This window comes from Candidatus Stoquefichus massiliensis AP9, from assembly GCF_000455285.1.
GTDB classification, from domain to species: domain Bacteria; phylum Bacillota_I; class Bacilli_A; order Erysipelotrichales; family Coprobacillaceae; genus Stoquefichus; species Stoquefichus massiliensis.
Window position 1 is genome coordinate 118,397 of the sequence record NZ_HG005289.1, and the last position, 26,107, is coordinate 144,503.

Annotated in this window: 25 protein-coding genes; 2 read left to right on the forward strand and 23 right to left on the reverse strand. The window is 29.4% G+C overall.

The window, feature by feature from the left end; all coding sequences use genetic code 11:
• Positions 1-21 precede the first annotated feature (21 nt).
• The 18 genes from BN350_RS10280 to BN350_RS10375 all read right to left on the reverse strand — a co-directional run bounded on the left by BN350_RS10280 (position 22) and on the right by BN350_RS10375 (position 19,614).
• A complete protein-coding gene (locus BN350_RS10280) occupies positions 22-1,491 on the reverse strand; it encodes a family 1 glycosylhydrolase (protein WP_028043520.1) in 1,470 nt (489 codons plus the stop codon).
• A 67-nt stretch (positions 1,492-1,558) separates the two neighbouring features.
• On the reverse strand, positions 1,559-2,494 hold the full coding sequence (locus BN350_RS10285) for an AEC family transporter (RefSeq protein WP_028043521.1): 936 nt from the start codon (positions 2,492-2,494) through the stop codon (positions 1,559-1,561).
• Between the two features lie 185 nt (positions 2,495-2,679).
• Positions 2,680-3,555 (reverse strand): AraC family transcriptional regulator, encoded by an 876-nt coding sequence (locus tag BN350_RS10290; RefSeq protein ID WP_028043522.1) that lies wholly within the window; start codon positions 3,553-3,555, stop codon positions 2,680-2,682.
• 15 nt (positions 3,556-3,570) lie between these two features.
• Positions 3,571-4,683: a C45 family autoproteolytic acyltransferase/hydrolase gene (locus tag BN350_RS10295; RefSeq protein WP_028043523.1), complete on the reverse strand. Its 1,113-nt coding sequence runs from the start codon at positions 4,681-4,683 to the stop codon at positions 3,571-3,573.
• A 1-nt stretch (position 4,684) separates the two neighbouring features.
• Complete coding sequence (nagA, locus tag BN350_RS10300; protein WP_028043524.1) at positions 4,685-5,815, reverse strand: N-acetylglucosamine-6-phosphate deacetylase; 1,131 nt, start codon at positions 5,813-5,815, stop codon at positions 4,685-4,687.
• A 160-nt stretch (positions 5,816-5,975) separates the two neighbouring features.
• Positions 5,976-6,155, reverse strand: coding sequence for a hypothetical protein (locus BN350_RS10305; protein ID WP_028043525.1), 180 nt, complete (start codon positions 6,153-6,155; stop codon positions 5,976-5,978).
• Between the two features lie 299 nt (positions 6,156-6,454).
• Positions 6,455-6,898, reverse strand: coding sequence for a hypothetical protein (locus BN350_RS18980; RefSeq protein WP_049945551.1), 444 nt, complete (start codon positions 6,896-6,898; stop codon positions 6,455-6,457).
• Positions 6,899-7,261: 363 nt separating this feature from the next.
• Positions 7,262-7,753, reverse strand: a complete 492-nt coding sequence (locus BN350_RS10315) for a cysteine hydrolase family protein (protein WP_028043526.1) — start codon at positions 7,751-7,753, stop codon at positions 7,262-7,264.
• A gap of 265 nt (positions 7,754-8,018) precedes the next feature.
• Positions 8,019-8,921, reverse strand: coding sequence for a helix-turn-helix transcriptional regulator (locus BN350_RS10320; RefSeq protein ID WP_028043527.1), 903 nt, complete (start codon positions 8,919-8,921; stop codon positions 8,019-8,021).
• A 177-nt stretch (positions 8,922-9,098) separates the two neighbouring features.
• Complete coding sequence (locus BN350_RS10330) at positions 9,099-9,971, reverse strand: YwqG family protein (RefSeq protein ID WP_028043528.1); 873 nt, start codon at positions 9,969-9,971, stop codon at positions 9,099-9,101.
• 227 nt (positions 9,972-10,198) lie between these two features.
• Positions 10,199-11,755, reverse strand: coding sequence for an ABC transporter ATP-binding protein (locus BN350_RS20280; RefSeq protein WP_231385268.1), 1,557 nt, complete (start codon positions 11,753-11,755; stop codon positions 10,199-10,201).
• 21 nt (positions 11,756-11,776) lie between these two features.
• Positions 11,777-12,151, reverse strand: a complete 375-nt coding sequence (locus tag BN350_RS10345) for a GntR family transcriptional regulator (RefSeq protein ID WP_028043529.1) — start codon at positions 12,149-12,151, stop codon at positions 11,777-11,779.
• A gap of 435 nt (positions 12,152-12,586) precedes the next feature.
• Positions 12,587-13,879, reverse strand: a complete 1,293-nt coding sequence (locus BN350_RS10350; protein ID WP_028043530.1) for a hypothetical protein — start codon at positions 13,877-13,879, stop codon at positions 12,587-12,589.
• A gap of 163 nt (positions 13,880-14,042) precedes the next feature.
• Positions 14,043-14,321 carry a hypothetical protein gene (locus BN350_RS10355; RefSeq protein WP_028043531.1) on the reverse strand — a complete coding sequence of 93 codons (279 nt, stop codon included), beginning with the start codon at positions 14,319-14,321 and terminating at the stop codon, positions 14,043-14,045.
• The gene (locus tag BN350_RS10360) at positions 14,311-16,755 is read right to left on the reverse strand and encodes a hypothetical protein (RefSeq protein ID WP_028043532.1); all 2,445 of its coding nucleotides are present in this window, start codon (positions 16,753-16,755) and stop codon (positions 14,311-14,313) included. The genes BN350_RS10355 and BN350_RS10360 overlap by 11 nt, the downstream gene beginning before the upstream one ends.
• Positions 16,756-16,790: 35 nt before the next feature.
• Positions 16,791-17,573 carry a protein NO VEIN domain-containing protein gene (locus BN350_RS10365; protein WP_044600261.1) on the reverse strand — a complete coding sequence of 261 codons (783 nt, stop codon included), beginning with the start codon at positions 17,571-17,573 and terminating at the stop codon, positions 16,791-16,793.
• A 51-nt stretch (positions 17,574-17,624) separates the two neighbouring features.
• Positions 17,625-18,434 carry a TdeIII family type II restriction endonuclease gene (locus BN350_RS10370; protein WP_028043534.1) on the reverse strand — a complete coding sequence of 270 codons (810 nt, stop codon included), beginning with the start codon at positions 18,432-18,434 and terminating at the stop codon, positions 17,625-17,627.
• Positions 18,427-19,614: a DNA adenine methylase gene (locus BN350_RS10375; protein WP_044600262.1), complete on the reverse strand. Its 1,188-nt coding sequence runs from the start codon at positions 19,612-19,614 to the stop codon at positions 18,427-18,429. Before BN350_RS10375 ends, BN350_RS10370 begins: the two co-directional genes overlap by 8 nt.
• Before the next feature lie 139 nt (positions 19,615-19,753).
• Here BN350_RS10375 and BN350_RS19990 point away from each other — a divergent pair, with 139 nt between their 5' ends.
• Positions 19,754-20,446, forward strand: coding sequence for a DNA-methyltransferase (locus tag BN350_RS19990; RefSeq protein WP_049945552.1), 693 nt, complete (start codon positions 19,754-19,756; stop codon positions 20,444-20,446).
• Positions 20,447-20,496: 50 nt separating this feature from the next.
• On the opposite strand, the gene BN350_RS10385 is transcribed toward BN350_RS19990, so the two are convergent.
• The 4 genes from BN350_RS10385 to BN350_RS10400 all read right to left on the reverse strand — a co-directional run bounded on the left by BN350_RS10385 (position 20,497) and on the right by BN350_RS10400 (position 24,190).
• Positions 20,497-20,754, reverse strand: coding sequence for a hypothetical protein (locus BN350_RS10385; RefSeq protein ID WP_028043537.1), 258 nt, complete (start codon positions 20,752-20,754; stop codon positions 20,497-20,499).
• Positions 20,755-20,935: 181 nt separating this feature from the next.
• Positions 20,936-22,237, reverse strand: coding sequence for a glutamine-hydrolyzing GMP synthase (gene guaA / locus BN350_RS10390; protein ID WP_028043538.1), 1,302 nt, complete (start codon positions 22,235-22,237; stop codon positions 20,936-20,938).
• Positions 22,238-22,248: 11 nt separating this feature from the next.
• Complete coding sequence (locus BN350_RS10395) at positions 22,249-23,439, reverse strand: coenzyme F420-0:L-glutamate ligase (protein WP_028043539.1); 1,191 nt, start codon at positions 23,437-23,439, stop codon at positions 22,249-22,251.
• Between the two features lie 184 nt (positions 23,440-23,623).
• On the reverse strand, positions 23,624-24,190 hold the full coding sequence (locus BN350_RS10400) for a YdeI/OmpD-associated family protein (RefSeq protein ID WP_028043540.1): 567 nt from the start codon (positions 24,188-24,190) through the stop codon (positions 23,624-23,626).
• A 167-nt stretch (positions 24,191-24,357) separates the two neighbouring features.
• Between BN350_RS10400 and BN350_RS10405 the strand changes: the two genes are divergently transcribed.
• A complete protein-coding gene (locus BN350_RS10405) occupies positions 24,358-24,990 on the forward strand; it encodes a DUF3298 and DUF4163 domain-containing protein (protein ID WP_028043541.1) in 633 nt (210 codons plus the stop codon).
• A 38-nt stretch (positions 24,991-25,028) separates the two neighbouring features.
• On the opposite strand, the gene BN350_RS10410 is transcribed toward BN350_RS10405, so the two are convergent.
• Positions 25,029-26,009, reverse strand: a complete 981-nt coding sequence (locus tag BN350_RS10410; protein WP_196802963.1) for a diaminopimelate dehydrogenase — start codon at positions 26,007-26,009, stop codon at positions 25,029-25,031.
• Positions 26,010-26,107: the final 98 nt, after the last annotated feature.

Consider the following 26,107-nt stretch of genomic DNA (forward strand, 5'->3'; position numbering starts at 1 on the left):
TCTTCTGTACTTTTTATGTCTTTATTTTAAATCTTCACCATTGGTTGCGATACATTTTTGATACCAGTAAAATGAATCCTTACGACTTCTATCGTAAGTTCCATTTCCAGCATCATCTTTATCAACATAGATAAAACCATAACGCTTTCTCATTTCACCTGTTCCAGCTGATACGAGATCAATACATCCCCAAGTTGTATACCCAATTAAATTGACACCATTGTCAATAGCTTTGCCCATCTCCATAATATGTTCTCTTAAATAATCAATACGATATGGATCATGGATGCTACCATCTGCTTCAACTGTATCAAAAGCTCCTAATCCATTTTCAACGACCATTAATGGTCGTTCATAACGATCATAAATCATCTCTAGATAATAACGCAGTCCTTGAGGATCAAATGCCCATCCCCAATCTGAATATTGTAAATATGGATTTTTAGCACCAGCCGCAAAGTTTCCAGAAACCATTTCATCTGCTTCATGCGTTGTTTCAAGTGATGACATATAATATGAGAATGTATACATATCGACAGTCCCATTTTTTAATTCAATCAAATCCTGATTCGTGATATCTAAATGAACTTCATGCTCCTTCCATAAACGTGTTGCATAGGTTGGATATTTACCTTTGCACTGCACATCTCCACAATAGAAGATGGATTTTTCCCACATATGGCGATTCGCTAAAATATCACGAGGATCACATGTCCCTGGATAGAATGTAATCCCACAAATCATACAACCAATCATATTGTCTGGATCAATTTCATGTCCAATTTGTACAGCTCTTGCACTGGCTACAAACTGATAATGTAATTGCTGATATCCTTCCTGATGTTCTTTTGAACCAGCTTGATTCCCAAATAAATTCAACATCATAATTGTATTATTGATTTCATTAAATGTTAACCAGTATTTAACCAGTCCTTTATATTCAGTAAAACATGTTCTGGCATATCTTTCATAAAAATCAATTAGTTTTCGATTGTTCCATCCACCATAATGTTCTTCTAAATAAAGTGGTGTATCAAAATGCCAGATAGTCACCAATGGCTCAATTCTATATTTTTTACACTCTTTAAACACATGACGATAAAACTCAATGCCTTTTTGATTCGGTATTTCTTCATCTCCATGCGGAAATAAACGACTCCATGAAATAGAGAGTCTAAACATCTTAAATCCCATTTCTGCAAACAATGCAATATCTTCTTTGTAGTGATGATAGAAGTCAATACCATCATGATTGGGGTAATAGTAATCATCTAAAACTGCATATTTTGCCCCATCAGGAATAGGCTGACCATTCCTGACTTTACCAGGATTCCCATCCTTATCAATAAATGTCACGTAACGAGGTTCTTTGACTGAGCCTCCTGTTGTCACATCAGTCTTGGCTGGTCCTCTTCCATCTTTATTCCAAGCTCCTTCAGCTTGATTGGCAGCAATTGCTCCACCCCATAAAAAATCTTTTTGAAATGCCATCTTTCTTTCCTCCTTGATTCTATTGTAACAAATTTTATGTTTGTATATAAAAACAATTTGTTATGATTTATACAATAAAAATAACGATAACAGTATAGACAATCAATGTCACAACCATGTTTAATGAAATCAGTGCAGCTGTATAACTGTTATCTTCTTCACTTTTAAACAGTGGTGATATTTGCATTGGTAAAGCAAATCCAGTTGGACACATAAAATAGATGAGCACTGCCAACATATAAATCTTATCAGCCATTAAATGTGGGAAGAATACAAAGAACCCTACAATGACAAAGGCAAATAGAACAATTCTCACAATTAATAATTTCAATAGCGAACCTAGTGTGTCCATATTGATTTTTAAGTTATAGCCAATAATGAATAAGATCATACCAATAATTGGACCTGTAATCATATTGATTGTATTTGTATAAACATCAATAAATGGTGTTTGTGCTAACATATTGTAAACACCTAATAAATTCAATCCTAAACCTAAGATAACTGCAATCACAAATGAATTCGTAAAAATTGTTTTGGCCAATTCTTTTGGACTTGTTTGTCCTGCACTCAGTTTAGCGACCATGATTGGGATAAGCACAAAGGCAATTAAAGTTCCTGCTAAGTCAAAGATAACTGTATTGCTGGCATATGCAACACCAACAATAGAAGTATAAAGTGGTAATGCAACATTTCCACCTTCACATGTTGTTAACATGAAATAAGAAATGTGAGAAAATCTTTCACCTGTGAACTTTGTGAAAAGTTTTCCAATGAACATTGTCAAAACAAATGCGATAAAAACATAAACAACAATCAAAATTGCTGATGATTCTATTTTTGAAGTTAATAAAATATTAAAGATTAAGATTGGAAACAAAACATTAAAGACAATATTGTTGGCTCCTTCTTTTTGTTCTGGTGTAACAAATCCCTTAATTCTTGATATAATCCCTAAAAGTACCATAAAGAATACGGGAAATAAAGTTGATAATGCTGCCATAAATTCCTCCTATTAATTTGTATATTTATATTTTCAATTGTTTTCAAAAAATGAATAATAAATTATTTCATCTTTTGATGTTTTTATTCTAATATATAAATAAAAAGAATACAAACACTTATAATTTATAGATTCCTATACCTAAAAGGCATATAAAAAAACTTATACCAGTTAAATGATATAAGTTATCGTAAAGGAATATATAAATCCAACTCAGAATCAGGATGATCATAGCCTAAAAATCTTTCATCTAAAACTTCAAATGTTTCTCGTGAATCTATTTCTTCTTTGGTAGAAAGAAGCCATGTTCCCCAAATATAATTTATTGTTTGTGGTAATGTCTTAAAACAACCATGATGTGTAAAAACAGCATAACGGCCTCCTGGTATGACTTTCTTGATAAAATATGATGCCATATTTTCAAAAGAATCAACCTCTATACCAACCACTTCATTAAATATCGTCTCTTCTCCAACAATAAAATGAACATCACTTAAAGATGATTCATAAATACCAAATTTACGATGCTCTTGATAAGAATAAGGAGCCTTTTCTTCAAGACTATAAAACTCTTCCCAAAGTTTTTTAATCTCCTTGGTTCTTAATTGAGTCTGTCTTCTGATTCCAACAACCTTAATTTCAGGCAATATGACAATTTGAGGATGAACAGTAACATGATGAACTAAGTGTTCTAACAAATCAGAATTTAAATTTCCTTTATTAGAAGTTAATGTTTGTATTCGATTCTCTCGATATTTTTGTGGACTCACTTTATAAATCAATTTAAAAGCACGACTAAAAGACTCAGCTGATTCAAAATTATTTTTTATAGCAATATCAATAATTTTATGATGCGTATATAAAAGTTGGTGAGCAGCATTGGCAAGTCGTCGTTTTTTTATATAATTACCAACACTCTCTCCAATCAATGCTTGAAATTGTCTATTAAAATGAAAGTATGAATAACCAACAAAATGAGCAACTTCTTCAACTCTGATATCTTCTTCTAAATGATTTTCAATGTAGATAATAGCATCTTCTAAAGCCTTTTGATAGTTCATGTTTTTATATCCTTTCTATAATGATTGCCAATCAAACAATCCTTTTTGAACATCATCAATATGAATTTCAATTTCTGATGTTTGATTATCAAATGGTTGAGATAAATGATACAGATTCCAGCCATTCTCATGTCTCCCACCCCAGCATAACTCGATTGTCCCATCAATCGGTGAAATAATCATACTTTTGGTTGTACCAAAACTTTCTTTATAATTATGAAAACAAAGTCCATCAGGATATTTATCTAATAACATTTCTTTGAGTTTTTCTCTTGTGATTGCTTTTTGATATTGTAATTCTTTTTCTATATATTGATATCGACCAACGCTATGTGTAAAGGCGTGTTTTTCTAAATGCATCAATTCTGGTAATACAGAATGATTTGTGGCATGAAGCATTTGTTGAGAACTATGCATATCAATTTCTCGAAATGCTTTTTGACCATCCATCGTTTGGACAAGTGCCCCATGACCTGTCTTATCTAATAAAATAATATTCATATTAAAAACAATTGGCATATCTTTTAAATAAGCTAATGCCTCTTTTGTATTTTTACAGTTGTCAAGCAGTGCTCTCACAACAACCCAATATTGTAAACCTTGAAATTGTGGTTTTTTCATATGAGGTAAGTTAGCAACAGGAAGACCACATGAACTGATTGTGACAGCTAAACCCTGATCATTGAAACCATCATCCCGTCCAAATTGTAACATAGATGTTCCAATATGTGTATAATTGCCTTTTGCCACTGTTCTCATCAGACAAAAATCTTCAAGTTCACAAGAAAATTCATAATTTCTTGCAAGTAATGGCTTCTTTTCAGCCGTCATACTTGGAAGCAATGCAATATGACTACAGCGAGGAATATAACAAGTCATATTATAGAAGAATAATGATTCTAATGATACATTCAAAGCATCAGCAAAGCCATTGATTTCATCAGTTAATCCTGGACACCATTTATCAAGTAATTGATTGGTTTCTTGAATCTGATAAAGAGTCATTTCTGGTTTTACAATATATTTTGATTTTAATAATAAATTTGTCTCAATCATCTTTCCTAATTGATAACCAATTTCATAATGGGTTCCACCGACCTCAATAGTACGTGTCTGTATAGTTAACATATTATAACACCTTTCCTTTCACTATTGTTTGTTTAATCTGGAAATTATCATCAAAGAAAATAATATCTGCAAAATTCCCTACTTTTATTTCTCCCATTTTATCAATACCTAAACTTTTCGCTGGATTATAACTTGCTAAAGAAACAGCTTCATTCAAAGTTAATCCTAAATGCTGATATACATTTTTGACGCATTGATTCATATCAGCCTGACTCCCTGCTAAAGTTTCATTTAATAATCTGACTTGATGATTGTTGATACGAACTGTTCCCATTGATGACTCATAAATACCATCTGGTAATCCTGCGGTTTCTACAGAATCAGTTATCAAAACCACCTTGTCTTTTCCTTTCGTTTTTAAGAGGATTTTAGCAGCTGGATAAGAAACATGTATTCCATCTAATACCAATTCAGCATATACATTTTGATTTATCATCACAGTTCCTGTAACACCCACTTCCCTATGGGTTAGAGGTGTCATTGCATTATAAGTGTGGGTTGCTGATGTAGCACCTAAGTCAATTGCTCTTTGCGCTTCTTGATAGGTCGCATTGGTATGACCCAATGAGACAATAATACCTTTCTCACATAAATAGGGTATCAATTCAGTAGCCCCTTCTAATTCTGGAGCAAGTGATACTTTTTTGACGATATCTTCATTATTATTAACAATAGAAACAAAGTTTTGAATAGTAGGATGAATCATATATTCTTCCGGTTGTGCTCCTTTGTAAACTTTACTGAAAAATGGTCCTTCCATATGAACGCCTAAAATTTGTGCTCCTTCAACTTTTTCTTTATTTTTGACAACATTTTCAATCGCATGTGAAATAGATTCAATAGGCATTGTGACTGTGCTTACAAGAAAAGAAGTCACACCTGTTTGTAAAGATGCTTTTGAAATGGCATTGAGACTTTCGAAAGTTGAATCCATCACTTGATATCCACCTCTACCATGAGTATGAATATCAATAAACCCTGGACTCACATATAACCCTTTGGCATCTATGATGTCTTCTTTTTCTGGTTTCCTCTCACTAATTTCTACAACCTTATCTCCCTCTATAAAAACATTTTTAGTAACAATTTCATCATGTAGAATAACTTTTCCATTGATTATGCACTTTTTCATAATATTTCGTATACTTCCTTTCTTTCATTTCCTTCATTTTATCAAAGTTTGTTATTGTCTTCATGATATTTTCTGCTATAAACATCTAAAAAAGACATCATGTGATGCCTTCATCTATTAAAAGAATTTCTTTCCATTTAAAATATTAATATGATATTCTTTAGTTACAGTTATTATCTGTTTTTTCAACAGTATTTTGTCTATAATGTTTGGCATGTGGGCTCATAATAATAACAGTTGGCACATCCTTCACTGATAGAATAACAGCCATGCAAGGTGCTTCATCAGCATTTACTGCAAATGATGTATAAAGTCCATTTCTATCTCCCCAAATAGACACCAATCCTAACTATTCTGTATAAAAATCGTTACATGCTTCATAGTCTTTACTAACCAATATGTGAATGGTTATTTCATTTTTCTATTACCACTCTTTCTATGTACTATTATAAGATGAGCTGTTTCATGGATTATTGTAAGACATAGACACAGAAAAATTGATCACTTCACTCTTTTATAAACTTTCATAAGAAAATTTTAATGCTATTTTATGATTATATACACTTTAAGAATGATATTGATTTTTTCTCTTGTATACTTTTTAATAAGTCATTTTATTTTTTGACTTCGCTTTTTAACCTAATATAATAAATAAACGCTCCTATAAAATAAGGAATATTCATCTCCATTAAAAACACCTTCATCCCCACTTCGAAATTCACCAGCTTCTACTTCTAAAAACTTTTCCATAACGCCATGAACTCTTTTCAAATCTTTTAAACTGAATGGATCTATCTCTTGTATCATGTCATAGGCTTCATATGCATTTTTCACTTTTTGAATTTCTCGCTCTAACCCAAGAACAACCCTACCATCAATAACATCTTTTACTTCTCCTAATGATAAAGAATTTGCTTCAATCTTTAAAGATGAATGAATTGATTTAATTCGGTTATTTCTCCTTAGATGTGGCTTTGCATCTAGATTGTGATATACATTAATTTTACCCATTTTTTCAGATATAGAAGAAACTAAATTTAACATATCTTCTGTTATTGAATAAGGTGGTTTATAATCCTTCATTTTATCACCTCATCTTGCTTATTATCTTACTTACTATGTTACCATATTTATAAAAAAATACACATTATTTTATATAACTTTCATTTATAATATTTCTACTTATTGTCATAATCTCTATTTTCATAGTTCATTTTATAACTAAATTCAATTACATAAAATTTTAATGAAACTAATTATATTAGCATATTTGATATTATATAGAAAAAATGAGTGAGCACTTTCAAATGATTGAATTATTCTTGTTATTAAAATTTAATGGTCACTTTCATAAAAAACAAATTTAATCAATCAACTCTAAGACATTTTGATGTTTAGCAAACAACTAATTATATTCCATACTATTTACTTTTAAAGCTTTATCAATTATGAATCTAATAAATCATTCAAACTCATTAGCTTACAGCCTTTACTCTCATAATAATGAAGCATTTCATCAATCTTCTTTTTATCATAACTTGTAATACAATCAGATAAGACATTAACTTGATAATCTGCCTTGCGTAAATTATAAGTCGTTGATTTCACACAAGCAACAGCATCTGCTCCAGTAATATAAAACTCACCTATTTGATTTTCAGTTATAAAGTTTGCAAATTCCTCACTTGTTAATGCATTTCCTTTAGATTTTATAAAAATATGATCTGATACTATTTTTAAATCAGAAACTAATTCAGATCCAGGTGTATTAGGTTTAAATGTTCTTGTTCCTGCTGATAAATTATAATGCCTTATATAAACAACATGAATATCATTTTTAACTGCCCAATCTATTGAACTATTTATATTATCAATAATTTCCTTATAATTCTTTGTAATATCGTTTTGAATATCTATAACTACTAAAGCTTTTTCCATTGTACACTCTCTCCTTCTTATAAATAGATACTATCATCACATCATTATTAATGTGTTGAGTTCTTTAATCATTAACATATTGAATTATATAATGCTTATTCAATTTTAGATTCTATTATTGCAAAACAATGGAAAATTAATTGAGCCTTCATTCCCCTACTTTCTTCCTATACTTTGTTCTGACTGAAATAGCCAATTTATCTATAAAGCATTTTACATTGAATATGTTAAAACTATCATATCATTTATAACTTGCAACAGCGTGTCATGTTCTATATTTTTCTTGGATTTTTTTAACTCTTTCAAATATGATATTACGAATACTTTGAGGAGCAATCACTTCTACTTTATCCCCACAAGATAATATATAACTAAAGAGAAGTTCATTATTTGGCATGAATGTTTCTACCAATAAACTTCCATCTTTATTTTTAGTGACTTCATCATCAAATTTCTCATAAACTTGAACTGACATACTTTTATCAAACAAAAGTGTGACTTGAATCATTTCCATTTCAAATTTTTCTGCTCTTGTAAAAATTTCATTTGGTATATTACGGGTATACCCATCATCTGTCATCTCTAAATTTCGAATGCGTGTGAATTTAAAAAAACGGTAATCATTTCGTATGCAACAATATCCATATAGATACCAATCATAAGACTTGAAAACCAGTTTAAGTGGTTCAACAATACGCTGAATGCATTCACCTTTACCATTATAGTAATGAAACATAACTTTCTTATTCTTAAAAATTGCACTTTGTAATAAATGAAAAACTTCTTTCCTTGCACCACTTTTTGTCCAACTTGAAAAATCAAATTCAAACCAATCTGTGTTTTGTTTTTGAAACACACTACTCAGTTTTGATAAAAGAGCACTTGTATCCCCTTCTTCTATGATTCTAATCCCTTGTAAAGCCATTAATATTTGTTTCTGTTCTTCTTCACTCAGAAGAGATTTATTAAGTACAAAATTCTCTTGAATAAAGATACCTCCACCTTTACCCTGTGTAGCATATACAGGTATTCCTGCTAAACTCAATATGTCAATATCCCTATAAATAGTTCTTACTGAAACCTCAAAATGTTCAGCTAATTCTGGTGCAGTCATATGCCCTTTTTGCAGCAAAAGATACACCATTTGAAAATATCTATTGTCTTTCATAATATCCCACCTCTTGCTCATTATATTAAACATGACATCGATAATCTTGTTTTCATTGTGTTTTCATAAGATTTAAAAAACCCAAATATATTTTAATAACTTTTTTAATCAAAACAGAACTTAAATCATTTATTACTTCCCACTTATTTAACTCTTTTTGATAAAAAAACTCAGTCATTAACCACATTGTAGAATCAGCCATATTCTATCAAAATTTTTATTTTTTAAATCCTGTTTTCGTATCCAAAAATAAATGTGACCACAATCACCAAACATATACTCCATATCTTCTGTTTCAATCGTTCCCATTTGAAATAAAAGTATCCAATCTTTACTATTGATTTTAACTTGTTCTAATATATCATCTGGAATAACAGCAAAATCTTCTGGAGATCCTAACCTATATCCTCTAGTTACTATCTCACATTCTTCTTCCATAGATGATTGAATTGTATCAGAATAACCAAGAAGTTTTGTCACTTCCCCATATTCATCACATGGATATCCATATTCAATGCGGCATTCATCATAATCTTCCCATTCTATTTCCATATCTGTAATTTCAGCAGATAAATCACCATATTCAGGAAAACTGATATGACTTTCAAAAGTTATGGCTAATTCTGGCATAATTGCCTCTTCATCCATATCCTTAGGAATATTCATAGGAATTAGATGATCTTTTGTGGGAAAATAGTATACCTTGGCTGATCCGTTATCTTTAGGATCAAATCCCCATGGCATACTTATTTGCTCATAAAAGAAACTTAATATGCCAGTCTTGGGTAATAAATTTTCAGTATCATCATTTTTTACATCTTCAAGATTAATTTGAGCCATAAATGATAAAGGTCGTTCCTTTGTCTTACCATCAAATGATTCACCTAAAAATCTAGGCCATACAAAATCATTGGGAACTGCTGGTCTACCTCCAATTTTGCTACTGCAAGCAGTAAGTATTTCATCTGCCTTTTTATATGATATCCGTATTTCATTTCTTGCTAACGCTGTTAATATCACTTTTAACTTATCTTTATTATATCCGCTCATATCGTTACTCTACATATCTTTCATCATAACTAAGATTTATCTATTGCTTTTTTATTTTATATTTAATTTACCATATCTAAATTGAAATATCTTGTTCAAAATTTTATATTTTTATCTTCTCTAATCAATAATTTTTTATCTCTATAAATCAATTAATAATATCTAAAAATTCACTTTAAATTTTATTAACTGGAACTTCTTATCTCTTTTTACAACTTCAATATTCTTTATTCCTTATTTTTTAATACCTCATTATTCCAAACTAATTTGAATAACTTTGCAAATAACTCATTGCGTTTTTCTATTTCTTTTTTTCCAAATTTTTGATAAGGCTCAAAGGGGAGTTTATTCTCTTTTATAAACTTAATAAACTGTGGATTATTTTGATAAGCCTGTGTACCAAGAGATTCAGAATATATGTTTCCTTCATTAGAGCAATATTTATTTAGCTTATATTCATATTTAGCATCATTCAAACTAGCATTTATACTTTTATGTAATAAAAGTAATGCACCAAGGCTATTTCTCCAACGTCTAAAATCTTCATGATCTAAATATTCATCAGTAAACCACTCAAAATGATCACAAATAATGTGTTCAACTTCAAATGGATTTTTTACTTTTACAGTTTTTACATAATTACAATAGTTTGAAGCAACACCAGTATTTTCCTCAATGTAGCCAGTTATACGTGCCAACATATGTTTGATATATTTTTTAGTAAACCCATTTAATCTAAAATCTTGTAAAACTTTATCACTGTCAAAATCAAGGCTATTATATATAAATAACAATTTATCCTTTAACTCATTTACATTCAAATTTCTAATTTCTTTCGTTACATTAAAGATATAATTTTTAATTGTACTATATTCAATTTTACTATAATTTGTAACTCTTGAAACAATATATAAATCGATAAATCTTGCAACAATATTCATTTTTTTAATGATTATATCCCAACTATCTTCAAAACAAATCGTCGATAAAATCAACTGAGGTTGAAAAGTGAAATTGAGCTGAGCATTATAATACACATATTTTGTTTCCTTTGAAAACTTACTTTCTGCTTCCCTAATTTTCATATATATATCTGCATATTTAGCAAACTTTCTAATGAACTGTTCAAAATCATATGATGTTTCAAGGTTTAATTTTTTACTTTCATCTCTAACCCATTTATGAAATGGCCCTCCAATGATATCAAAATCTAATTTTACTGCTCCTGCTTTGTTTTCTCTAATAGTTATGGCATATTGTGCTCTTAACCAAGCCTTAATAAATATTTCATCACGCATAATAGGATCTAGCCCACTTGTTGCCTCATCCAATATAAGTAATTTAGGTTGATGAGATAAAGCAATTGATATTGCTAACTTCATTTTCATTCCTCTACTGAAATCTTTTACTAACTTATTTTTTGGTAAATCAAACTTTTCCATATAGTTATAAAATGTTTTTTTATCCCATTTCTTGTAAATATCCTTAAGAATATTTTCTGTTTGCAGAATATTATAATTATCATAAAACTCGCTTACATCAAACACAACTCCAATATCTTCCTTTAACCTCAAATTATTTTTTTCATTTGTTTGTCCCAATATTGAAATAGTTCCAGAATCTTTCTCTATTGTATCCAAAATACAATTTATAATCGTTGATTTACCTGCACCGTTTTCACCGATTAAACCCATTATATTTCCACAAGGCAAAATAAATGATATATTCTCTAGATGAAAATCTCCATAATTTTTTGTAATATTTTTTATTTCTAATGCATTCATAACAACACACCTTTCTTTTTATTATTCACCTTCATAAAACATCGTTAATATCTCACATAACTTGTCTAGTTGAATCCCATTCGTTCGCCCAATGTCAGCCACTTCCTGTAATTTTTCTTCAGCTAATCGCATTTGTTCTTCCAGTATAAATTCTTTATTTGGTGAAGAGACAAACGTTCCCTTTCCAGCAGCACTCTCAATAAAGCCTGCTCTTTGTAATTCTTCATAAGCCTTTTGCGTTGTTATCACACTAATATGCAAATCCTTTGCTAACATTCTCATTGACGGCAATGAATCTCCACACTTGAGTTCCCCACTCATGATAGCATTTTTTATTTGAGTGATAATCTGCTCATATATTGGTTTTGTAGTATTATTACTGATCAGTATTTGCACAACCATTCCTCCAATGTATATAAATGTATATATCGTACATGTACAATATATACATTTATAATTTTTTGTCAAGAGTTAAAAAATGATTGTATTTAATTTTATATAATTTTATATGCCTAAAGATTTATTACTGCTAACTTATTTTGTACTCAAACAAAATGAAAAAGTCCGTAAAACCTTATAGAATAAGGCTCTATGGACTTTATTTTTTTATTCCCACTCGGATAGCGATTTTTAAAATTAAACATATTTGTTCACGTATCGTATGCTATTTTGCTATTTTTAACATGTTTTATATCAATTATATTGACTATACGAGCTAATGGTATCAAAACGGTAGCAGAAACAATATTATTTTAAGCGATTGCGCTTGGATTATTGTTAAGATGATAACTAGCTATTCAAATGAGAAATATTCACACACTTTATAATTCATTAACTATCTATTTCGTCCTTACTTATTGTTTCAAAGAACTTTATTGCTTGATTTAGCATTGTAATAAAAGAACCATCACAATCCATACTCGAATATCGTTCTATAATTTCTTTTACAATTTCTTTTGTTAATACATAACGTTCATTAACTTGAAGAATTTGTTGCATATTTTTATAGAAATCTTCTGACGGTAAGTATTCATCCCTATGTGTATATATTTGTTCAAGAATATATACAGGTATTATTCTATCCTCATGTTCAAAGTCAAGCAAATCGGCAATAGAAATCTTATGCTCCTCATAAGTAGGTAACTCTTTTGATATCTTTGCTATACAATTTTGCAGATACTCTTTAGATAAATCACGCTCACCTAGTTTAGACAATCTAAACTTAATTTCAGAATATAGTTCAGAAATTCCTACATTCGGTGAAGTTGCATTAACATGAAAATTCCCATAAACACTGAACATTACACCATTTTGAGAACCATCGGGATGATAAAAATATGCTATAGGACAATGAACCATACTAAGCTTTTCGTTGTGTACACCTATCTTGACTTTATATGCTATAACATTCCATAAACAGAAAATAACATAGATATTTCCATTAGGATCATTATACTCAAAAAGCATATTACTACCTGTGCGTGAAAAACGATCTGCCACCACTTTCACATGGGAATCATTTACTATATTGACTAATGTATTTTCTTGCTCAGGATTTAAAATGTAAGATGTAATCATTCCATATGTATCTTCTTGAAATTCTTCTATATCGTTAATATAGCAATGCCATTCATACGCAATTTTAGCTACCGCATGTAACACTGTTTCTGAACTGAACAAATCTCTCATATCTGCCTTAGAACTAATTGAAATATCCTCAAGGGGTAGATCAATTATTTTGTTCGTTTCCACTCCATTAATCTTCAGCAACTTATTTTTAGGACCGACTAACACTGTATTTCCCTGCTTGTCCTTCATTCTAAAAACTCTATCACTATCCATAATGGATTTATTATCAGATACAATAATATTTTTTTGAGAAACATATTCACCAATAGTTAAATTTGCAGAAAATCGAACAGAATCGCCATCTCGTTCAGTTAAACCTATCTGATTTCTGAAAATATCAAGTTGTCGTATCATTGCTTTTTCATAATGATCGTTTGTAAATGAATTATGCTCTCGACAAACAAATTTTTTTCTTAATTTTGCTCCAGTCAAGGCAGCAGGAATTATATCAGATATAGTCAAATTTATTTCATCGTTACAATAAATACATTTCATATACTAGTACCTCCAGTCAACAGTTTTTAGTATTAAACATATTTATTCTCACACCACATACAATTTTGCTAATTATAGCTTTAACTATATTAATCATAGATAAGAACCAGTGTAAGCAAAAAAGGTAGTAAACAAATAATATTCAGTAAAATATAGTCTAAATTTAAGTATCAGATTTAGTTTCACCAAATTTACTTTCTTTTTGAGAAAGCAAATCCAGTAAATCAGTATCATTTCTTAAACTTTTTATTAATTCATCTATTGTGGATTTATATAGTTCTAATGAACCATCAGTACAATTAATCTGGTATTCAAAATCATCTTTAATATCAACTATTTTTTCTGATAATGCAACTAAATTATCAAAATTCATTAATTGATTTTCCGATCCATCTACAGTAAAAAAAACATTCTCTTTTTCTTTTAAAATACTAATTTCCATATTTCAAAATACCTCCATAAATTTGATATCTTTTCTCAATATTTTGTTTTCCTCCATCCAGTATACGTGCAACATTATCCGTTCCAACTTTATTGCATTCTGTATATTCTAATGGATATGACATGTAATTAATTTTATTATCTTCATCAACATCTGCCTGTATTATCATATTTGCATCTGCATTTACTGTTAGTATAGCATCATGTGAAGTAATAAAAATCTGCGATGTCATTTTTTTATCAATTAAAAATTTAGCTAAGGTTTGTGTTAAAAATTCTTTATCAACATCATTTTCAGGTTGATCAATAAAAATAATATCTGGTTGTTCAGTTTTTATAATATCGTTAAAATAGTATTCCATAGAAACTTTTGCTATTGTTCCTTGATTAACAGTTGTAGCTTCTTTCCAACTACCATTAACATTTAATTCAAGAGTTAATGATAAATCGTTTTTAATAACATCATTAATATCTAAAGTTACTTTTTTTAATTCGTTTATAAACATTTTAATTGATTGATCATCTAAAAAATCAATAAATTTTATTGGTAATTTTTTTAATTTTGTAGAGATATTTTTTGTTTCTATAAAATCACTATCATCCGTTAAAACATGTTTTAAACTGGCTTTATCAAATGATAATGTAAATCTAGCTAATTCATTTGCATTCTTTGTTTCAATTGTATTTTTTATTTGATCAAAAGGATATTCGAGATAAACACCTGCAAGATCCTTATTAATTTTTAAAACATTTTTTATACAATTGATTAAAGTTGTCTGATTATTAGATAATAATTCTTCCCTCTCTTTGAATATTTTTTCCTTTTGCCCTAATTTAGTTGAAGAATTACGTATAGCTACATTTAATAAATTCTGTATTTGTTCTACTATCATTTCTTCAATCTTTCTTTTTTCAAACGTAATAATTTTATCCTTTACTTTCTCTAACAAAAACAAATAATCATCTATAATTTCTTCAACTACTTCCTTAAATTCAAAATATAAAGTTTTATTGATATCGTTAAAATATTTTAGAATCTCATCCTTTTTTAAAATGATTTTTTCATCATTTTCTATAATTAAACGAGTTTTTGTTGAGTCAAGATTTGCCATATTTTTAGGTTTTAATTTAAACAAACTTTTTTCAATTGGATTAGTATTTAAAAATTCAATACTTGTAAAAATATTTCTTAAACTTTCACTTCCCAATTTTTTCTCTTCCTCTAAATCAGACATTAATTCGCTATATTTATTACAATCTGAGATAAAGTCATTTATCAACGAATTTACATAAGACCTATTAGAAATTTTGAAAACATTTCCTAATTGTTCATGATCGTTTACATACTTCATAATCTCAGTATAAATATTTGGTATTTCCACAACTTTGAAGTTTTTATAATCATCTGGAACAGAATTAATCTCTAAAAGAGTTCCTTTCCCAATTCTAGAAAAATACGCACTTTCTCCTTTTCTCTTACTGTTATTTTTGACATCTTTTAAATCATTTCCCGTTATGCATCTAAATATTTCATTCAGTAATAATGTTTTCCCAGAACCCGATCCACCAATAATTACATTTAATGATGGAGATAACTCAAGTATTGAATTATTCCTAAAATTTTTATTATCACGAATCTTAATTGATTCTAAATAATTACTTCTTGAAATAATTTCAGATTCATGAGCCATTCTGGTTTGGTGATTTCTAACAGAAATCTCTAACCCTCGATATGTTGGTTCGGAAAAAATATAATGTTTAACTCTGTTGATAGCAATATTTCTACGTTTCACATCATTATCAAACTTATAATCCGACCCAACATAACATGCAGGATATTGATAATCGTCTAATAAAAGTTCTTCAATTTTACCATAAATTGAGTATTTGTTATAATTCTGCGTGTTTTCAAATATAACTGGTACAAAAATACCATTTCTTATCATATTGATTACCCAGTCTTCTGCTTCTTCTACTATTTCTACATCTTTTGAAGGATAGATTCCTTTGTTCTTCATAACATGAGGAATAAAAATAAATTCCATATTTTCATGTAATCTAGCAAACTCATCCTTATCTAAAAACTTGTTTCCTAATTTATTTGTTATAATTTCATTTAACTTTATTGAATAACTTACTATATCATTTTGTGGATTCAAAATTGTAATAGCATGTATATCTTTTGCATCAAATAAGTAGTCAATTTCAACTCCTGGTAAATAATTAACATTATTTTTCTTACAAATTAATGCGTGTTTAATATGATCAACGATATTTAATGTATTGTGATTAGTTACTGCTTTAAGTTCAACAGCTTCCTCTATCAAGATATTTTCAAATTTCTCATGAGTATATAAACTTTGAGGTTCTTTTCCATCATATGTAATCTCATGTAAAGTATGTTGATGTAAATCAATTTTGTGCCAACCTTTCATTGATACCCTCCTAGTTTTATTCTTTCTTTTATTTTTTATATTTCTTGTTGTTTCTTCACAACAGCAAAAGTAACTGGATTAAAATCATAATCGTTAAGCAATGTTTCGGCATCAATAATTTCTATTTTCCCTCTTCTTGTCAATTTGTCAAAATCATAAACTCTGTATAGATAAACACTCTCATCTTTGTAAGTTTCAAAAAATAATTTTTCATTCTTACTCATAAAAAATGGAGTATTTAAACCACCTGATGTAGTTTTTACTTCAATTCTTCGAATTGTTCCATCATCATTAATCGAACTTATGTCATACCCAAGTCCATCGCCTTGTAATCGACTAAGATGTAAAACCCTTGTAACAGAAGTAGGATCAAATTCAGATACTCTTTCTTGTTCATATTCTAATACAAATTCTTCGCCTAAATTCCCTAAATCATCATTTCTTTCTCTTAATTCTCCCCAATTAACCTTACGTCCTTTAAATGTTTTGGATTTTTTCTTTCTAGCATTAATTTGAGTTTTAGAAATTTTATTCTTAGAATCACCAATACCTTTTATTGCTGCGAATCTAGCAGGTTCATATTTTTTATCCAGTATAAATCCTTCTCTGTAAATTTTTTGTTCGGTTGTTTGATGACTTGCAATATTCCCTATTCTTTGCAAAATTTTAATTTCATTACGAGATGAAGACATCTCTTTATCTTCTTCGTCATATTCAAGTACTTCATGAAGCATTTCTTTAGCTTCAGTAACATTTATCTCTCCATACTTATCCAATAATAACCTTACAGCTTTTCTAATATCTCCTTCAGAATGCATGATTGTTTCCTCCTAACTTATGTACCTTACCCTCTAATTTTCTTCAAAAATTTAAAAATAAAGTGTTTTAATTCTTTCTAAAGCTTCTTTAATATATGAAGCACTTTGCTTATATTGTTCGAATATAATTTCAAATCCATCTTCATCGTCACAAACAAAATTCCAATAATCTTTACCAATTAAAAGTTCTTCATCAGCAAAGAATTGTTTAACTCTTTCTTGCTTCCATTCAGCACCTTCACCATACATGTTGTATGCTGTTCCAAAGAATAATTTGATTTTTTCGTCAGGTTTATTTATTAAAGAATTTTTTAAAATAAAGTATTCTTGTAATAATGCTAGTTTTTCCGTTTTTGCTTTTTTGTTATCTAAATCTCCACCAGATTTTAATTCAATTAAATAATGTTCTTTCTTTTCCTCATTGTAAAAATAATGATCTGTTACATGTGATTTTTGAAAACTTCTAATATCAGCAGGAATCATACAACTGAAAGTATTGTAATCTGATGCTTTTGGTTTAGCATGTTTTTCATATTCCAATATAATATAATCCATGTGTTGTGATTGTTGAGGAAGTAAAAATGATTCAATATTGCCTCTTACGTCATAAGATAATTTTGCAATACTATTCCCTATGTTTTCTAAAATACGTCCAAACGAGCTATCAAAGCTTCTTACAAAAGCACTATAAAACATAAATTCTTTACCAAGTGCTGCAATAAAGCAATTATTTTTCTTGCGGTTAATTACACCTTCAGGATCATCTACTTCACTAGAATAACGTAATTCAAATCCTTCAGCAAAACTCTTAATATTAGAATCCATTATTTGTTGTATTGCTTTCTTTTTATTTTCATCCATTGAATTCACCTCCGCTTATTTGATAATTAGTTATTAACAAATGCTGCGCATTTTTATCATTCCTATCTTGAAAACTTACAAAATATTTTTTATCAAAACTACTTATATATATCTTATCACCGTTAGCAGTCTTTGTTCCTTCTGGATATAAAGATGCTATATAATCAGTATTTTTTATAACTAACATAAAGTTAGCTTTACATTCTTTAATTAAATAATTTGCTAATCTTAATTGGTCATTTTGATTAAATTCATTCTTTGCATAAGTACTAAATTCAGTATCATATGGCGGATCTAAAAAGACAAAATCATCTTGCATCGGTGGATTTTCATACATGAAATCATAAAAATCCATATTTCCAATTTTAGTTTTATTTAAATGTTTTACTAAATCACTATTTTGATAGTAATCAATTTTATTTAAGAAAGATTTTCTATTATAAGAAATTCCTCCATATGGTACGTTAAATTGACCGTTTTTGTTATATCTGAACATTGAAGAATAACATGTTTGACGCATAAAAAAGTATATAGCAGTCGCAAAGGCATTAGAAATACCAAATTCATCTTTATAGTTAATGAGATATCTAAAATGTGTATAAAATGCTGTTTTTAAAGAACATTCAATATTAGCAATTAAATCTTCTTGACATAATGTTCCTTTAGATTTCTCTAAACGTTTCATTCTAATCATTTTATTCTTTATACTTTTAATTAGTTCATTTACAAAGTTTTCAATTTGACAGTTAAAACTACGACTAAGAAGACCATTAAATTCATCAGCATTAGCTAATACAAATTCAGTAATTTCATCGTTTAACTCTCGTTCATTATAAGTATCATTCTTATAAGAACAATAAAGTGTAATTAAATTATCTGAATGATTATCAACAACATTACTAATGATTTTCCAGTTATGGTCAAAAGCTTTTAGTTTTTCAAAAAATTCTTTATCTTGATTTTTCACCATGTTATATAATGAAATTAATTCATCAGACTTATCATTTATTAAATAATTTTTGGCTTGCACTGCAAAATAAACTGCACCACCACCTACAAAAGGTTCATAATAATTATTTATTTTAATTGGTAAATTTGGTAAAATATATTTAAGTTCTTTTTCTTTTCCACCTGGATATTTTATTAGTGAAGAGAGTCTTTCATTCAAAATATTTTCCATTACGATCACGTCTCCTTTATGTTTAATTATATCAAAATTTTATATTTCTTAAAAGCATAAAACAGTAAAGTCCTCAAAATATTAATTAATATTTGCAGAAGTAACTCACTATAAAAAACATTATAAGGAGGAACTTTACATGAAAGAAAAAATGAATTTAATTAACGCCGATGCTTTTGATGAATTGAAAAAAATTAAGTCTAATTCAGTAGACTTAATCTTAACTGATGTACCTTACAACATATCAAATTATTCAAAAACCGATGTGTTTATTGGTAATAGAAAGTTAAATACCAAAATAGCTGAATGGGATGAAAACTATTTTGATCCAAGTCTTTTAGTAGATGATTTTAAAAGAATACTAAAACCAGATGGAAATATTTTTGTATTCACTAGTTACAATCAAATTGGTCTTTGGCATAAGTTTTTTGACAAAGAATTTGATACTTTTCAGTTTATGGTATGGCATAAAACTAACCCTACACCCTGTGTTTACAAAAAAACTTTCTTAAATAGTTGCGAACTAATTATCTGTTTATGGAACAAAGGTCATAAATGGAATTTTATTTCTCAAGAAAAAATGCACAACTTTATTGAAACACCAATTTGTGAATATCCTGAAAGATTAACAAACCCAAAGCATCCAACGCAAAAGCCCGTCTCTGTTTTAGAACACATAATCAAAATAGCATCAAACGAAAATGATGTTGTACTCGATCCATTTATGGGTGTTGGTTCTACTGGTATAGCTTGCAAAAATTTGAAAAGAAATTTCATAGGAATTGAGATAAATAAAGAATATTTTAAAGCCGCAAAAAAAAGAATTTTATAGACTAAAAAAGTATGGAAACACATTAAAATCCATACTTTTTTGATTCCCCATTAAAATCTTGATTTGAAAACTTGATTTTCATATGAAATCAAATTACTTGGAAAATTTCTATGACAATTTAAATTTCTACACCTTTGCTCATACATACGTTCGTTTGGTCTAGTTTTTGAAAAACTCATATCATATTCAGTTAGTTCAAACGATTCAGCAACACGTTTTTTAAAGTCATACAATGTAATTTCTCCTTCAACACGTAAAATAGCAGTTAAAAAATCAATTAAACTTTGTTCAGTTATGTTTTCTTTCATTAAAGTACCTCCTTTTTTTAATTATTTTTCTATATAGATAGAGTAAAACAAAATAAATTAAGTTACAATAATTAATAATTAAAAATGACGCATTCTTTGACTTTTTAAGGTCATTTTAAGGTCATTTTCTTTTTAATATTCAAAATACGCTTTATTTATCGGCTATTTTTGACTTACCTATTTATTCCCACTCAATTGTAGCACATGGTTTTGGTGACATGTCATAACAAACACGATTAACATGAGGCACTTCAGCCAAGATACGATCAGTAATCTTCATCAAGATAGGCCAATCAATTTGTTCAATCGTTGCCGTCATAGCATCCACAGTATTTACAGCACGAATAATGACTGGATAATCATAACTACGCGCATTGTTTTTGACACCAACTGATTTAAAATCAGGGACAATTGTAAAATATTGCCATACTTTTTTATCTAAACCTGCTTTCGCAAATTCTTCTCTTAAGATTTCATCAGATTCTCTAACAGCTTCTAAACGATCTCTTGTGATTGCACCTAAGCAACGTACCCCAAGTCCTGGCCCTGGGAATGGTTGTCTATAAACCATTTCATATGGTAAACCAAGTTCTACACCACATGCTCTCACTTCATCTTTAAATAATTGATATAAAGGTTCAACCAATTCAAATTGTAAATCTTCAGGTAATCCACCAACATTATGATGTGATTTCACCATCTTTGCAGTCTTTGTTCCAGATTCAATAATATCAGGATAAATCGTTCCTTGAGCTAAGAACTCAATACCATCTAACTTTCTCGCTTCTTCTTCAAAAACACGAATAAATTCAGAACCAATAATCTTACGTTTTTGTTCTGGATCAGCAATATTTTCTAACTTAGTTAAGAAACGTTCTGTTGCATCAACATAGATTAAATTAGCATCTAACTGATTTTGGAAAACTTCCACAACATCTTCAGATTCACCTTTACGCATTAACCCATGATTAACATGTACGCAATACAATTGTTTTCCAATCGCTTTGATTAACAATGCTGCAACTACAGATGAATCAACACCACCAGATAAAGCCAATAAAACTTTTTTATCACCAACTTGATTTCTAATGATTTCAACTTGATCATTAATAAAGTTTTTCATGTTCCAGTTCTTGTCAGCTTGACATTCATCAATCACAAATGCTTTTAATATATCTTTTAATTCTTCTTCATTAGCAGGATATGTTCTATTATCCACTTTTGCTAATTTATGTTCAAATGAAAGAATTGGATATCCAGCATTATATAAATCACTGCATACATCAATTTCTTCACCATCAATCACATTATTAGGACCACCACTTAAAACGATCCCTTTCACATTAGGTAATGCTTTTAATTCATCTACAGTGATATCATGAGGTTTAATTTCACTATATACACCTAAATCTCTAATTGTACGTGCAATCACAGTATTATTATGACTACCTAAATCTAAAATAACAATCATATCTTGTTTCATTCTTTTTCTCCTTAATCTGTGAAATTATCAAAATAACCTTGAACTAATACAATAGGTGTTCCTTTATCACCAGAACCACTTGTTAAATCACATAAAGAACCTATCAAATCAGTCAATTGTCTTGGTGTTGTTCCTTGTGAAGCCATATTTCCAACCAAATTATCATCTTTTTCTTTAATACTTTTCGCAATTGCATCTCTTAATTCTTTACCACTTAAATCTTTAAAATCATTATCAGCTAAATATTTTAGTTTCAATTCATTAGGTGTCCCTACTAATCCACTTGTATAAGCAGGTGAAACAACAGGATCAGCCAATTCCCAAATTTTCCCTTGAGGGTCTTTAAATGCACCATCCCCATAAACCATAACTTCTACATGTTTATCAGTTAAACTTAAGATTTCTTTTTGGATATTTTCAACTAAGTCCTGACATTCTCTTGGAAATAATTTAATAGTGTCTTCAGTAGATTTATTAGATCCTAATAAACCGTATTTTTCATTATATCCACTACCATCTACAGATGCAGTTAAAATATCATCCAATCCACAAACAGCCTTCGCTCCTGCTTCTTTTAATAGACGTTTTGTTCTTGCACGTGTATGAATATCACAAGTTAATACACAATCAGTATATTTTAAGATTTCTTGTGCACGATTCGCAAAAATAATTTCTACTTCTGCACCTGCTTCAGTAATAATATCTGAATAGTATTGCACATAATCTACACCTGTAAATTCATGTTTGTTTTCTCCAAATAATTCACGATATTTTTCTAATGTTAAAACATCACTATAGGGATTAACACCTGCTTCATCTAATTGATCATATGTTAATAACGCATTTCCGACTTCATCACTAGGATAGCTTAACATTAAAACAACTTTCTTAGCACCCATTGCAATTCCTTTTAAACAGATTGCAAAACGATTACGAGACATAATTGGTAAAATAACCCCAATTGTTTCTCCGCCTAATTTTTCTTTAACATCAGCTGCAATATTCTGAATTGATGCATAATTTCCCTGAGCTCTTGCTACAATAGATTCAGTAATTGAAATGACATCTCTGTCTCTTAACATAAATCCTTCACTATAAGCAGCTTCTGTTACACTGTCAACAACGATTTTTGCTAAATCGTCACCTTCTCTAATAATTGGGCAACGAATTCCTCTTGAAATAGTTCCTACTTTTCTATCCATATAAGTACCTTCCTGACTTTCTTATTTATATACAGTGCTATTATAATATAATTCATCCCATTACGCTATTATTTTTTTATCATAATTCCTGGAAATTATCTTAAAATCGACATTTTTCATTTCTAAATTGATTCAAATAAAAAAGAAGTCAACAAAAAGTTGCTTCTCATCTATGTACGATTCTCTATTCCATAGGTTTTAAATTCTTTTCTAATCGTTCTATCATCCAAGTCAGACGCTTAAAACGACCAACCTCTGTTTTTGCATCAAAGTATGCTCTTGTATAAGTCTTTTTGACAGATGGAGACATGTTTAAAAAATGGGTATATGCCAATTCATTTGCTTTGAGTAGTTCAGATACAATATCAATTTGTTCATCTGTAATCCCTGATGGCTTTGTAGCAAGATCCCACTGACCATTTTTCTTTGCCTCTTCAATTTTGATTCTTCCAAATTCAGTCATTAATCCACATGATTCTAACCTTTCAACTAGTTCCTTATTTTTTATAGACCACTTACTGTTAGGTTTACGTGCTACAAAATACTTCTTATAAGAAGTATCATCAATTTTCTTCATTAATCCATCTATCCAGCCATAACAGAGTGCTTCCTCTAGAGCTTCATTTGCTTTTAATGTAGGTAATTCTTTTGTTTTGCTAAATAATAGCCACACTCCTTCATGTGATTGACAATTTTCAGATAACCAATCTCTAAAGTCAGCACGCGTTTGAAAGCATAATAGTTCGTCCATATATTGTCCTCCCAAATAATGATAGTTTCTCTACAAGCAAAATTATATCATAGCTATGAACTCTATCAAATTATTTTACAATTTCAATACAAATATTTTTATTTATTCACATCTGAACAATGCTATATTTATATCTATAATCATATGAATAGATAGGAGGTTTTAATATGAATGAATTTGTGTGTATTAAACGTTTTCTTCTACATGAGGATTATTATTTTGAAGGTATAAAGGTTGTTTCTTATCATATTGTCTACCCACAATTTATAGGTCAAAATCCTATCTTTCATAAATTAAATAAACAGTACTATTGGAATGCACTGAAGAAAAAAGAATATTGTAGCAATGTCTTATATCCGGATGCTGTTCAAGCATTCTTACAAGGATCAAAGGCTTTTCCTTATGAAATGATAGTCACAATCACAATAACGTTACAAACTGAACAAATTGCGAGTTTTTATCAGCAGGAATATTTATATACAGGAGGTGCTAATGGTAACACAACAAGAATGAGTCAAACAGTCAATACATTAACAGGTGAAATTCTAAAACTTTGTGACTTTTTTCAAAATACGGAAAACTGTGAAACTTGTATCAAAAATAACATTATTAAACAAATAAAAACCAGTCATGATCTAAGCAACTATTTTGATAATTATCAAAGTTTAGTTGAAGAAACTTTTAATCCACAGAATTTTTATTTAACAAGTGAAGGTGTAGTTGTTTTCTTTGCATTATATGATATTGCTCCACATTCTACTGGTATTCCAACATTTTTGATTCCCTATTTTGAATGTTAAAAAGGTACTTCTTTCATAAGTAGTACCTTGCATTTCCATTATAACAATTCTTTACGTAATTCTTCACCAGATTTTACATGTAAATAAGCAGGTGCAATATCAAAAACTGTCTTGCAGCCATATTGCCCTTCTTGAGCCAAACGATAAGCAGCTCTTGCATAAGCAACCAATACACTAGAAGTAAACTCTGGATTTGAATCCAATGTTAATTTATATTCAATCACATGTTTATGTTCTTGATCAAAACCTGTTACACCACTTCTTAAAACAACCCCACCATGAGGAATACCCTGATGATCTCTCATCAACTCTTCTTCACTGATAAAATGAACTGTTGTATCATAATCAGCAAAGTAGTTAGGCATTGTTTTGATTGTTTCTTCAATAACAGCTAAATCAGCACCTTCCTCAGTCACAACAAAACATTCACGTGTATGTTTTTGTCTTGTAGAAAGCGTTGGATTTTCACCTTTACGTACACTTTCCAATGCTTCTTCAACTGGAATTGTATACTGTCTTGCATCTTTGACACCATCAATTCTTCTAATAGCATCAGAATGTCCTTGACTGACACCTTTTCCCCAGAATGTATAATCTGCACCATTTGGTAAAATAGCTTGTCCATATAAACGATTTAATGAAAACAAACCAGGATCCCAACCTACTGAAATAATACTAATATGTTTTCCTGCAACACTTGCTGCATTGACATTGCTAAAATGTTCAGGTATTTTGGCATGTGTATCAAAACTGTCCACAACATTAAAAGATTTTGCCAATTCAACAGTTTGTGTTGGTAAATCATTTGCACTTCCACCACATAAAACAAGAACATCAATTTTATCTTTCATATCATTCAATTTTTCCATTTCATATACAGATACTTCTGTATGTGTTTGAACTGTTTCTGGTTTTCTTCTTGTAAAAACTCCCACTAATTCCATATCTGGACTATTGTGTACTGCACATTCTACACCTCGTCCAAGATTTCCATAACCTACGATTCCAATTCTCATTATCATCTCACTCCTTTTTCACATGCCTATTTTAGCATTTTTTAACAAGAAATGGAATTCTTTTTGATTATTCATGAAATGTGTTTTGACATATGATATAA